The organism is Rhodococcus oxybenzonivorans (assembly GCF_003130705.1).
Classification (GTDB): Bacteria; Actinomycetota; Actinomycetes; order Mycobacteriales; family Mycobacteriaceae; genus Rhodococcus_F; species Rhodococcus_F oxybenzonivorans.
Window position 1 is genome coordinate 5,165,706 of sequence record NZ_CP021354.1, and the last position, 11,350, is coordinate 5,177,055.

Annotated in this window: 11 protein-coding genes; 4 read left to right on the forward strand and 7 right to left on the reverse strand. The window is 66.7% G+C overall.

Going from position 1 to position 11,350, the window contains the following annotated elements:
* Positions 1-7 precede the first annotated feature (7 nt).
* Together CBI38_RS24160 and CBI38_RS24165 are read left to right on the forward strand one after the other, a co-directional pair.
* Positions 8-727, forward strand: coding sequence for a helix-turn-helix domain-containing protein (locus CBI38_RS24160; protein ID WP_109332867.1), 720 nt, complete (start codon positions 8-10; stop codon positions 725-727).
* On the forward strand, positions 724-1,137 hold the full coding sequence (locus CBI38_RS24165; protein ID WP_109332869.1) for a hypothetical protein: 414 nt from the start codon (positions 724-726) through the stop codon (positions 1,135-1,137). The genes CBI38_RS24160 and CBI38_RS24165 overlap by 4 nt, the downstream gene beginning before the upstream one ends.
* Before the next feature lie 16 nt (positions 1,138-1,153).
* Here CBI38_RS24165 and CBI38_RS24170 read toward each other — a convergent pair whose 3' ends face one another.
* Positions 1,154-2,329: an MAB_1171c family putative transporter gene (locus CBI38_RS24170; protein WP_109335318.1), complete on the reverse strand. Its 1,176-nt coding sequence runs from the start codon at positions 2,327-2,329 to the stop codon at positions 1,154-1,156.
* A gap of 4 nt (positions 2,330-2,333) precedes the next feature.
* The gene (locus tag CBI38_RS24175) at positions 2,334-2,849 is read right to left on the reverse strand and encodes a hypothetical protein (protein ID WP_109332872.1); all 516 of its coding nucleotides are present in this window, start codon (positions 2,847-2,849) and stop codon (positions 2,334-2,336) included.
* 512 nt (positions 2,850-3,361) lie between these two features.
* Between CBI38_RS24175 and CBI38_RS24180 the strand changes: the two genes are divergently transcribed.
* Positions 3,362-4,678: a YibE/F family protein gene (locus CBI38_RS24180; protein ID WP_109332873.1), complete on the forward strand. Its 1,317-nt coding sequence runs from the start codon at positions 3,362-3,364 to the stop codon at positions 4,676-4,678.
* Positions 4,679-4,686: 8 nt separating this feature from the next.
* Here the strand turns inward: CBI38_RS24180 and CBI38_RS24185 are convergent, their stop codons facing one another.
* From CBI38_RS24185 to CBI38_RS24200, 4 genes are all read right to left on the reverse strand, one after another.
* Positions 4,687-4,911, reverse strand: a complete 225-nt coding sequence (locus CBI38_RS24185) for a hypothetical protein (RefSeq protein ID WP_109332874.1) — start codon at positions 4,909-4,911, stop codon at positions 4,687-4,689.
* A 125-nt stretch (positions 4,912-5,036) separates the two neighbouring features.
* The gene (locus CBI38_RS24190) at positions 5,037-6,521 is read right to left on the reverse strand and encodes a DUF7159 family protein (protein ID WP_109332875.1); all 1,485 of its coding nucleotides are present in this window, start codon (positions 6,519-6,521) and stop codon (positions 5,037-5,039) included.
* Positions 6,522-6,645: 124 nt separating this feature from the next.
* On the reverse strand, positions 6,646-7,605 hold the full coding sequence (locus tag CBI38_RS24195) for an esterase/lipase family protein (protein WP_109332876.1): 960 nt from the start codon (positions 7,603-7,605) through the stop codon (positions 6,646-6,648).
* 31 nt (positions 7,606-7,636) lie between these two features.
* Entirely contained in the window at positions 7,637-8,959 is a 1,323-nt protein-coding gene (locus CBI38_RS24200) for a UDP-glucose dehydrogenase family protein (RefSeq protein WP_109332877.1), read from the reverse strand.
* Between the two features lie 105 nt (positions 8,960-9,064).
* Between CBI38_RS24200 and CBI38_RS24205 the strand changes: the two genes are divergently transcribed.
* The gene (locus CBI38_RS24205; RefSeq protein WP_109332878.1) at positions 9,065-9,586 is read left to right on the forward strand and encodes an arsenate reductase/protein-tyrosine-phosphatase family protein; all 522 of its coding nucleotides are present in this window, start codon (positions 9,065-9,067) and stop codon (positions 9,584-9,586) included.
* A 16-nt stretch (positions 9,587-9,602) separates the two neighbouring features.
* On the opposite strand, the gene CBI38_RS24210 is transcribed toward CBI38_RS24205, so the two are convergent.
* The gene (locus CBI38_RS24210) at positions 9,603-11,258 is read right to left on the reverse strand and encodes a tyrosine-protein kinase domain-containing protein (protein WP_109335319.1); all 1,656 of its coding nucleotides are present in this window, start codon (positions 11,256-11,258) and stop codon (positions 9,603-9,605) included.
* Positions 11,259-11,350 lie beyond the last annotated feature (92 nt).

The following is an 11,350-nucleotide window of genomic DNA, read 5'->3' on the forward strand; positions in this document are numbered from 1 at the left end:
GGAACACATGGTCACCAGCACCCGCGCGCGTTTCGGACAGTTCGTCTACAAGCGACGGCGTTTGCTGAACCTCACGCAGGACCAGGTCACGGCTGCCGGTGGCCCGTCCGACGCGGCGCAGACCCGCGCCGAGAACGGGACCGGGCCGGACCCGAGTATCGAGACTCTCCGCAAACTGGACGTCGCGCTGCGCTGGGCCCCCGGGAGCGCGGCCCGGACGCTCGAGGGCGGCAGCCCCACTCCCCTCGAGGCCCTGGACGCGGATGAGCGGTCGGCGCCGTCTCGCCCGCTCACGCTGGGGCCGTCCGAAATTCCGCTGAGCCTGGACACGATCATCGAGATCCTCGGCCCACACACCCGGATCACCACGCTGAGTGCGGCTCATCCGGAGGTGCCGGGATTGGCCGACGCCGCTGCCGACCTCAGCCGGGTGGTGTCGAAGATCACCGGCGCTTACGTCACCCGTTTGCTCGAGGTCAACGGAGGTCCGGCCGGCCCCCGCCAGCCACTGATCGAGTTCGCCTTCGGCCATCTACTCGAGGAACCCTCCACCGCGGACGACCCGCACGAGCGGGAGGAAGCCCTCTACCGCCGCTTCCTCTACGGGCGGGAAGAGGGCCTGGATGCCGCCACGCGCGAGCGCTTCTGGCGCCGATGGGAAGACGCGGTGAGACTGAAAGACACCGACCACCCGGAACGTAGCGGCGACACGGAGGTGACAGCATGAACGGCGTGCCACTGTCGGTGCGGGTCAACCGCCTCTTTGCGCTGGCCCACGAACTCGACGACCCGGAGCCCGGGACAGAGGTCGTCGCCGCGAGCGTCTCCCGCATACTCGGGAGGACCGTGGAGCCCTCGGTGATCGATTCGTTGCGGCGCGGCGAGGAGCACGCAGCCCAGGCCGAGGTGCTCCGGGCGGTCGCCCAGCACTTCTCCGCACCCGAGCAGTACCTTGCCGCCGACGGGTACGGCGATTACGACACCCTCGTGCGCTTCAAGATCGCCGTCCGGGACGCCGGCGTGCAGCATCTGTCCATGCGCTCGCTCGATGCCGCCGCGCTCCCGACTGCAGACGAGATGGAATCCTTGATCCCGGTTCTGGAGAACTTGCGGCGAACCCCCGGCCGCCCGGCGTAGCCCTATCCGGCGGTCGTCACACGGTCATCCGGGACGGTAGCTGCTTGCGCCCACCGAACTGCGGTAGCCGCCGCTCCCACAGTGTTGCGGCCACCTGTTCGGCGTCGTGCCAGTGATCGGCCAGCTTCGCCAGCTCCCATGGTTCGCCGCCGATGTCGGATGACCACGAGTGTGCAAGCACGCCGGTGCCGTGCGCCGAGTGGCCGGCGATGCGGGCTCTGCACGCCAGGTGTAATCGGGTGGCCACGACCACGGGCGCTGCACTGCCCGCCTGGTGGCCCAGTTCGAACACCACGTGCCGGTCCAGGATGAGGATTGCGTCTCGGATCTCGACGCCCATTCGGTCCAGACGATCGTCGGCCGACAAGGTGCGGCGGTCTTTGGGGCGTAGTTCGAGCACCACTTCCGGGACGGCTTCCGTCAACGTTCGCCACATCGGCAGTAGCCGCCTGGACACTCGCCACGAACGGTAACGGCGACCGGCCGCCCGCAGCGCGGGTCCCAACGCGATCAGGGCTCCGGCCGACACTGCGAACAGCCGGATGAAGGCTCCCGAGTCGTAGTGTGTTTCGGTGAAGGTGGTGCCGTCGCTGACAGCCTTGCTCATGCCCGTCACCATGACGGTTGCCATGTCGGCCATCTCGAACAGGGACAATCCGATGACAGCCAGGAAGATGCGGCGCTCGCGCCCGGCCACCGCGCTGCGCACCGCTTTCAGCGAGATCCAGAGATTGAGGCTTGCGGCCCCGAAGATCGGCGACGCATAGGTGAGGCAATATGCCGCGAAACGCCAGCCGCCTTCGTCCGCGAGAGAAACTCCGCGCGAACGCGCAGGCGCGCTCAGAACGATCATGATGGCCCCCGCGACGAGCGCCGCCGACAACGCGAACACATGAATTCGGGGAAGTCTCTCGGAACCCAGTGCCCACACGGAGAACAGGCTGATCAGCGATGCGGCGGTCAGCATGATGCAGACATTGCCGAGGACTCGAGTGAGTCCGTGACCGAAATGGCCGTCGACGAGGTCGCGGATCGCCGGACGCCCGAGGACGAGCGACAGCGACGCGAAGACGAGCGCCGCATTCAACCTGCGCTCGGCGACCGTCGACCGGACGAGGAGCAGCCGGAGAAGGGTTGTCGCCCAGGCAATCGACAACAGAGGCAACGTCACGTAGGCGGGAGGCACGTACACGAGGTCAGAACGTTCCGAGTATCCGCGAGGCCCGCGGGTCACCGCCGGTGTCGCACATCGTCGATCGCCGTCCGCTCATGATGAGCGTGGCGAGAAGCTCCGCGTCGTACTCCTGGTCGTTCGAATAGTTGGAGCGACCGAACACCTTGACCACGTCCGTCGTGTCCACGGACGGCGCCGCCTCGGCGAGGACTCTCGAGTCGACGGAGGTATCACCGATCGCAGTGCGATCGTGCCCGAGTTCCATGTGCGCCAGCTCGTGGCAGATGATGTGCGTGGCGTGTATGTCTGACGTCCCGGCAGCGTAGAGGATGACGTCGTCGGTGGCCCGTGCCAGCCAGAGGCCGAAATGACCGCCGCGGACGAGCGCGTGCGCAACCGGAACGACGAGGATGGGGCGTCCGCGGCGCCGCGCGACGCTGTTCACCAGTTCGTCCCTGCTCCAGGGCACGGGAAGGTCCATCTGCGCCACGATCCGGCGAAGATGGTTCCTGGACCGCGGCAGCCGCGAAAGACGCATGGGGACACCTCCGAACGGCTGTAATCCTAGGCCGTCGGGTCGGCAGATCACGACACGGTGCGCTAATTGACGTACCCGGTTGACGAATACCCCCACCGTGTCGGTAGATTGGCAGACGGCACCTCGAGTGCCGCGAGCACCTGTCGCCCCTCCCCCCTGTGGGCGTCAGGTCGGTGGCGGGGTCAACCCCCCCTGTACCCCGCCACCCAGCTCGGCACTTCTCCCGGCAGGACACGAGGCTCTCGTCAGGGCCAGCCGGAACCCACCCCTCGTTTCGGGATTCCAACCCTTCCTTCGCAGATCTCAGCGTTCGCTGCGTAATAACTGCCGCGCGCCACGCATCGATATCTAACCACACTGGCGACATCTAGGCGACACGGGAGCAATACCAACCAGATATTGCGGCAACACATGCATCTCTGGTCACTCCAGCCACAAAAGAGAGCGATGATCTCCGGCTACCCTGTGTGCGTGCGGAGACTATTCAGCCGGCAGCCGACGCGGTACCGCCGATGAGCGACTTTCACGGCCACGGTCACGGCCACAGCGGCGGCCCGGTGCCGGTGGGGCCCGTCGCCGCGAAGGTGGTGATCGGGCTCCTGGTCGTCATCGGCATCGCCGTGCTGATCGGTGCGATCGCGCTGTGGCCGAGCAAGCAGGACGTCGCCGTGGATCTGCCTTTCCAAAGCGCACAGGGCGGCGTCGCGGTCACCGAGGCAGGCACGGTGACCATGCAGAACATGGGCCCCTGCGGCAGTTCCTCCGCGGGACGCGCGTTCACCGGTTCTCCCGTGCCCCCTCCGACGGACGCGTACGAGTGCCGGCGAAGCATCGTCGACATCGAGTCCGGTCCCAACGCCGGCACCCAGACGTTGCTCGAAATCATCCCCGGCCCCGGGCAACCCGACCTCAGGGTCGGGGAGAGTATTCGCCTCTCCCGGCAAACCGATGTGAACGGGACGACAGAATATTCGTTCGAGGATTACGCCCGCGGCTGGCCCGTCACACTCATCGCGCTGACCTTCGCCGTCGTCGTCATCGTCGTGGCTCGCTGGCGGGGACTTCGGGCGCTGGTCGGCATCGTCGTGTCGTTCGGGGTGCTCGTCCTCTTCATGCTTCCCGCCCTGCTGGACGGCAAGCCGGCGATACCGGTGGCTCTCGTGTCCGGAGCGATCATCCTGTATACCGTGTTGTATCTGGCGCACGGCGTATCGCTGCGGACGAGCTCCGCGCTGCTGGGCACACTCGCGTCGATGATCCTCGCGGCGATCCTCTCCTACGTCACGATCGTGATGACCCAGCTGACAGGACTTTCCGAGGAGCAGAACACCAACGTCCAGGCCTATATCCAGCACGTCAGCATCACGGGTCTTCTCCTGGCGGGCTTCATCATCGGCTCGCTCGGTGTGCTCAACGACGTCACCATCACCCAGGCCGCGTCGGCCTTCGAACTCGCCTCGCTCGACCCCGGCGCGTCACGGCGCCAGATCTTCGGTTCGGCGATGCGCGTGGGCCGCGACCACATTGCCAGCACGGTGTACACGCTGGTACTCGCCTACGCCGGTGGTGCGCTTCCCCTTCTACTGGTGTTCAGTGTCGCGGGGCGGTCGATCCAGGACGTGTTGCTCAGCGACGCGGTGTCCATCGAGATCGTGCGCTCGGCGGTCGGCGGTATCGCGCTCGCACTGTCCGTGCCGTTGACGACCGCCATCGCGGTGGTACTGGCACGCCCGCTCGGATCTCGGAGCGGCGGAAACAGTGACAGCGGCAGGGGCAGCCCGCAGTTTCGCACCGCCGCACCTTCGCGAGGCGGCCGCCACTCGAAGTGAGGCCGGCTTCAGTTGAGGATGCCGGCCACCTGCAGCGCGATGATCAGGAGGGCCGCGGCCATCAGCCCGTAGACGGTGAGCATCGCCACCTTCTCTACCGTCTCGCTGGTGGGCGGAAACATCCTGAGGATCGGCTTGTAGTACGCGACGGGAAGACTGCCGTTGCGCGTGCTACCGGACGAGAAGTTTCGTGTATTCGGGGTGTGGTACGACCCCGCTGGGGTGACAGTCACTGCACACTTCCTTCCTGCGCGACCTGGGTTCGACGCCGCCCGGACTCGGACAGTGCGAGAACCACATCCCATGGTAGGCGCGCAGAGCGCCTCGCCACCACGGGGAAAGTCGCGGAGTGCGGAGGTTATGTGCCAGGGATTCTCGGCAGCGGGGGCAGCTGCAGGGGTGGCAACTGGAACTGCGGAAGCCCCGGGAACACCGGTGCGGGCGGGGGCGGCGGGGGTTCGGGCTCCGGCTCCGGGATCTGGATCCGGGACGCGGTTGCCGCGGGCTCCTCGACGACTTCGGTCGGAGGTGGCGGCGGCGCTGTCGGTGACGGGGTCGCCATCTCGCTCACCGCGGGGGGCTGCGCTTTCGGCTGAGTGGTGACGGGCTGGGACGTGCCCTCCGTGCTGTTGAGCAGGGTGCTGCCGTAATTGAGTCCGAGGCCGATCAGTGCGATGACGGCCAATGCCCCACCGGCCAGTGCTGCGCCCCGGATCTGGACCTTCGCTACGCGCTGACTCGGTGGCGGTGCCGCCGCACTCAACCACGACGGCGTACCGGAGAGCCCGCTGCTGCGCCCGCCCGACGGACTCGGGGCCTGGCGCGCGAAGGACGCGTCGTCGTGCTCGAAGGGTGGCACCGCAGGGCCGGCGTGAACAGCAGCATAGGGACTTGCCGTGGAACCGACGAACGGACCGAACGTCTCCGCCGGCGGCGGGAGAACGGTGACGCCCCCGGGCGCCCGCTGTCGCTGCCCTTGTTGCGCGAGGAGCGCCGCACCCTGTGCTGCGACGAGCTCGGGGTGGTCCGGCACGATGACGGGCAATGCCAGCCAGGATTCGAGGACGGACCGCACCAGCGGGATACGCGCCCCACCACCGGTGAGAACCACGGCGTCGGGGATCCGCCCCGAACGGGCGATCACCTCCCGAGCCAGGCGGGCGGAGGACTCGACGGTGACGCCGATGAGAGAGTCGAACACATCGCGCGACAGCAGCAGCAAGCCGCCGTCCCCGGGCACCGCGACAGCGCCGCCGACGGACAGCCGTTCCTTGGCCTCCCGGCAACGGAGGTCCAGGGCGGAACTCGCGGCCGCGTCGTGCGGCGTGGAGATGCGTTTGTTCACCAACTGGTTGTCGCGGATCAGCCGGTCGAAGAGGTCACCGCTCACAGTGTCGGTGCGGGTGCTTTCCACCACGGCGCCGGTTTCGCGGTCGACGACGCTGACGGTGAGTCCGGAACTGCCGAGGTCGTAGAACACCAGCGTCGAGTGGTCACCCAACGCCCCCGCAGCGTCGAGCACTGTCAACGCCGCGGAAGCCTCGGGAACGAGCTGGTAGTTCCCGAGCTGTTGGCGTGCCATCGCTGCCTGCACGGCACCTGCCTGCGCCTCGTCGCGATACGCGACCCCGGTGGCATGCACCTCGCGGTTATCGAATCCCCCGGCCAGTACGACGCCGATCGATTCGGCGGCGAGGTCCTCGGGCAGTTCCCGCCCCGCGGCAACCACCTGGGCACGGAAGTCGGGCAACACGCGGTGTCCCGAGTCCTCGCTGGTCACGGAGTCGGGTCGTGCCAACCGCACAGCGCTTGCACCAACCGAAACTCCGAGAACCGAACTCATGGGCCGCCTTACTCGACTGTGCACGGGTCCGTGTGATGGAATCCCCCACTCCATTGCCCCGCAGTCTAGCGAAAGGCATCGGCGGGGCAACCGAGCAGCTGGAGCGGGGCGGGTAGCCGGCTGCTCAGGAGTTGCTCGCGATGATCACCCCGGCGATACCCGTGCCGAGGGGAACAACGGTGCACGGGGGCACGGCCGCGTGAGCCGGATCGAGGGTGTTGAGTACGAGCTGCTGGGTGAAGGAGTCGTACGGCAGGTTGAAGTGCCCGGTCTGGTCGAGCGGGCACAAGTCCTGGACGATGATGTTCGTTGCGCCGGGGTCGCGTAACTCCACATTGGTGTACGGCTGGATCACCTCGTCGTACCGCGTCCCGATGGTCGTGTACTCGACGCCGGGCACGGTGTCACCACCGCTGTTGAGCCGGGTGAGGAACTCGGAGCCCTCCACCTGTTCGGCCAGCGCTTCCGAGCCGAACCCTTCGATCAATTGGGTGCCGCCCGGCAGTGACACCACAGCGGTTGCGATGCCGAAGAAGGTTCCGCCGTAGGAGGGCGAGGCCAGACCGATCCACCGATCCACCTCGGCCGCGCCGCCGAGCTCTTTGATGTAGTACCTCGCTACGGTCGCGCCCTGGGAGTGTCCGACGATGTCGACCTCGTCGGCGCCGGTCGTGGACAGCACGTCGTCGACGAACTCCGCGAGCTCGTGTGCCCCGACCGTCATGGGCTGCATCCCGAAGTGGTCGGTTCCGGCCTTGCGGCCGTAGTTCAGCGCGAAGAGGCAGAACCCGGCGGCCTTCAGTTTCGGGCTCAGACCCGCCCAGTTGGAGTATGCGCTGCCGTCACTCCCGTGCACGAGGACCACCGGGGCGGGATGTTCGGGACCGGGACGGCAGGAGAAGTCGTTGACGCCGGGGGGTGCGGAACCGGGGTTATCTTTCGAGTACCGGATGGCCGCGCCGGCGTCGGACTGTGCCGGACCCGGCCGAGTCGGGATTTCGGCCGCGTGGACGGGGACCGCACCGAGCAGGCAGACGAGCGCACCGAGCAGTGCTGTTGCGAATCCGACCCGGAACTTCGCCATCGCCTCGCCCTCCGTAGCGGCAAGATCAACGTTATCCCCTCCCCAGCCCCCGGTACACCCATCCCGCGTTCCGCCACTGCTGGGCGTCGAGACAGTTGCGGCCGTCGACCATCACGCGGGCTCGGACCACTCCGGCGAGATCGTCCGGCTTCAGGGCCGCGAATTCGGCCCATTCCGTGAGAACCAGTACCGCATCGGCGTTTTCACAGGCTTCGGCCACCGAGGTGGCGTAGTTGAGAGTCGGGAAGAGGCGCCTCGAGTTGTCGAGTGCCTTGGGGTCGTACACGCTCACGACTGCGCCGTGCAGTTGCATCATCCCCGCGACGTTGAGGGCGGGAGAGTCACGGACGTCGTCGGACTCGGGCTTGAACGCAGCGCCCAGCACCGCGACGTTGGCGCCCAGCAACGAGCCGCCGCACACCTGCGCTGCCAGTTCCACCATCCGCGTACGCCTGCGCATGTTGATGCTGTCGACCTCGCGAAGAAAATGCAGTGCCTGGTTGGCGCCGAGTTCACCGGCCCTGGCCATGAACGCGCGAATGTCCTTCGGCAGGCAACCGCCGCCGAATCCCAGTCCGGCGTTGAGGAAGCGCCGGCCGATGCGCGCGTCGTAGCCGAGCGCATCGGCGAGCTGGGTGACGTCTGCGCCGGTGGCCTCGCACACTTCGGAGATGGCGTTGATGAAGGAGATCTTGGTGGCGAGAAACGCGTTCGCCGAGACCTTGACCAGCTCGGCGGTTGCCAGGTCGGTGACCAAGAAGGGAATGTCCTCGGCGAGCAGTGGGGCGTACAGCTGACGCAATTGCGTCTCCACACTGCCAGGTCGGTCCCGGTCGACTCCCAGCACCATTCGGTCGGGATGCAGGGTGTCTTGGACGGCGAACCCTTCCCGCAGGAACTCGGGGTTCCACGCCACCTCGACGGTGTCCCCTGCAGGCGCCAGCGCCCGCGCCCGCGCGCCCAGTTCGGCCGCGGTTCCGACGGGCACCGTCGACTTGCCGACGATCACCGCGGGCCGGTCGAGGAGGGGCGCCAGGGTGTCGATCACCGAGTGCACGTGCCGCAGATCGGCGGCGTACTCCCCCTTCTTCTGCGGGGTGCCGACTCCCAGGAAGTGGAGGTCGGCGAACGCGGCGGCCTCGGTGTAGGAGGTGGTGAACTGCAGTCGCCCCGCCTCGATGTTGCGGCGGAGAACCTCGGCCAGGCCCGGCTCGTAGAACGGCACCTCACCGGCGGAGAGTTTCGCCACTTTTCCGGGATCGATGTCGACTCCCAGCACGTCGTGCCCCAGTTCCGCCATGCAGGCGGCATGGGTCGCTCCCAGGTATCCGGTTCCAAAGACGGTGCAGCGCATGCACCGTTGATATCCGGCGCGGGTGAGCAGGGCATTTACCCGACTGATGTTCCAAGCCAACAGTGCGTGTACGCGCGGTGCAGACCGAGACCCTATGCTTCGCCCATGCATGTTCTCTTCGTCTGCACCGGAAACGTCTGTCGTTCTCCTACGGCCGAGCGCCTCACACTGGCGTTCGCCGAGGAGCTCGGACTGACCGATCTCACTGCCGAAAGTGCAGGTACCCGCGCCATGGTGGGTCATCCGATGGAGCCGACCGCGGCCCAGGTACTCGAAGGCCTCGGAGGCGACCCCAGCGGGTTCACGGCTCGGCGACTCACCGAGGATCTGGCGGTCGACGCCGACCTGGTACTCACCATGACCGAGCGTCAGCGTGAGAAGGTGCTGGCGATGGCTCCCGAGCAGTTGAAGAAGACCTTCACGTTGAGGGAGGCCGCACGGCTCGCCGTGGCCGCAGATGCAAAGACCGTTGCCGATCTGGCAGCAGCGCGGCCGAAGCACAGATCCGCAGACGGACCTGAAGACATCTCGGACCCGATCGGTCAGGACGAGGAAACATTCCTGGCCGTCGGGTCCGAGATAGCCGACCTACTCGGTGTCTTGACGCGCAGCGTCCGGAACTACTGACGCAGAGCGTTCGGGGCTATTGACGCGGAGCGTCCGGCCCGGACGCATCCTCCCCGTCTTCGCGGTATCGCCGAGCGCGCCGCGGAGCGGGGGGCTGCGCGGTGTAGGCGTGCGAATTCACTCGCTCCACCCAATCAGTGTCGTGCTCTTGTTCGAGCACCTGGTGGGCCTGCGTTTCCACATACTCGGAGCCCGAGTGGTGTCCGTTCCCCGCCGGCGTGGAGTTGCGGGCAGGCGGCGCCGCCGGAGCCGGAGCGGCGTGGACCGGCTGCGATGGAGTCTGCACCGCGGCCTCGGCCCGCTGCATCTGCGGGAGCGACTTGTCCGTCTCGTAGTAGTACTTGTATTCGTAGACTCCCTTGCCCCGGCTCGGCGTCATCGTGATGATCGTGCCGAGGATGGTGGCGCCCACGCTGTGCAGGTTTCCAACGGCGCGGGTCAACTGCTCGCGCTTGGTTTCGCCGTGCCGGGCGATTACGAGCGCACCGTCCGACATGGCGGTGAGAACGGTGGCGTCGGTCACCGGGAGCAGCGGAGACGCGTCGACGATGACGTAATCGAAACGTTCGCGTAGGTCGGCGAGAACCTGTCGCGCCGTGGCCGTTCCGAGCAACTCGCTCGGGTTCGGGGGGATCGGCCCGGACGCGAGAACGGTCAATCCCTGGTACGACGTCGGCTGGAGCACCCCGTCCAGAGTGGCCTGCCCCGCCAGCACGCTACTGAGACCAACCGATCCGACAACGCCCATGTACTTGGACACGCGGGGCTTCCGGAGATCGCCTTCGACAAGGCATACAGACTTGCCGCCTTCGGCGAGGACCAAGGCAATATTGATTGCTGTGGTCGTCTTACCCTCTGTGGGTAGCGAACTGGTGACCACGATGACTCGAGGCGGGTTGTCGACCTCGAGGAACTGCAGGTTGGTACGAAGTTCTCGGTATGCCTCCGCGCTCGACGAGTGGCCCTCCGCGAAATTGATCGCCTGCTGAGTCTGCCGATCCTTGTCGAACGGGATGGTGCCGATCATCGCGGAGCCGGCCAGCTCTTCCACCGTACGACGGTCTTTCACGGTGTTGTCGAGGCGATCACGCAGTACGGCAAGGGCGATGCCGAGCAGGAGGCCGACTGCGGCACCGAGCGCGAGATTGCGCAGCGTCTTCGGGGAGACGGGCGTCGACGGCGTCTGCGCCTGCTGTTCGACCACAACGCGTGCGGCCGGTGCGCCGCCCCGTTCGGGTGTTTCGAGTTCACGGACCATGACCACGAATTCGTCGGACATCGCGTTTGCGATGTCGCGGGCACGCTCGGGTGAGGGGTCCTGCACCTTCAGGTCGACGAGGACGGTGTCGGGCGCGGAGGTGGCCTTGACCTGATTGGCGAGCTCGGCCGGTGTCTCGGTGAGGCCCAGCTTGTCGATGGTGCGCTGCGCGAGAGTCTGACCGGTCAGCAATTTGGTGTAAGACGCCACGCGTTGCTGCGAGTACAGGTTTCCCTGGTAGAGCTCATTGACCGACGAGCCCGCCGAGGTGGAGACGAACAACCGGGTGGAGGCTTCATACAGGGGTGTGGTGAGCAGTGAGGCACCGAGCGCCCCGAGGATCGCCACCACCGTGGTGATGGCGATGATTTTCCATCGTGCCTGCAAAATACGCAGGTAGTCCTGGATTTCCATGTTCGAGTCTCCCATCGAGTTCACGCGCAGAGCGCCGTGATCGCGTTGTCATTCGTGTGTCCTGACCCGATCGACCTCCTCGTCTCGAAGGA

Coding starts and splice junctions, on each gene's coding strand:
- CBI38_RS24200 (WP_109332877.1), bottom strand. CDS start 8,959: ATGCGCTGCACCGTCTTTGGAACCGGATACCTGGGAGCGACCCATGCC.
- CBI38_RS24160 (WP_109332867.1), top strand. CDS start 8: ATGGTCACCAGCACCCGCGCGCGTTTCGGACAGTTCGTCTACAAGCGA.
- CBI38_RS24175 (WP_109332872.1), bottom strand. CDS start 2,849: ATGCGTCTTTCGCGGCTGCCGCGGTCCAGGAACCATCTTCGCCGGATC.
- CBI38_RS24195 (WP_109332876.1), bottom strand. CDS start 7,605: ATGGCGAAGTTCCGGGTCGGATTCGCAACAGCACTGCTCGGTGCGCTC.
- CBI38_RS24210 (WP_109335319.1), bottom strand. CDS start 11,258: ATGGAAATCCAGGACTACCTGCGTATTTTGCAGGCACGATGGAAAATC.
- CBI38_RS24205 (WP_109332878.1), top strand. CDS start 9,065: ATGCATGTTCTCTTCGTCTGCACCGGAAACGTCTGTCGTTCTCCTACG.
- CBI38_RS24165 (WP_109332869.1), top strand. CDS start 724: ATGAACGGCGTGCCACTGTCGGTGCGGGTCAACCGCCTCTTTGCGCTG.
- CBI38_RS24190 (WP_109332875.1), bottom strand. CDS start 6,521: ATGAGTTCGGTTCTCGGAGTTTCGGTTGGTGCAAGCGCTGTGCGGTTG.
- CBI38_RS24180 (WP_109332873.1), top strand. CDS start 3,362: ATGAGCGACTTTCACGGCCACGGTCACGGCCACAGCGGCGGCCCGGTG.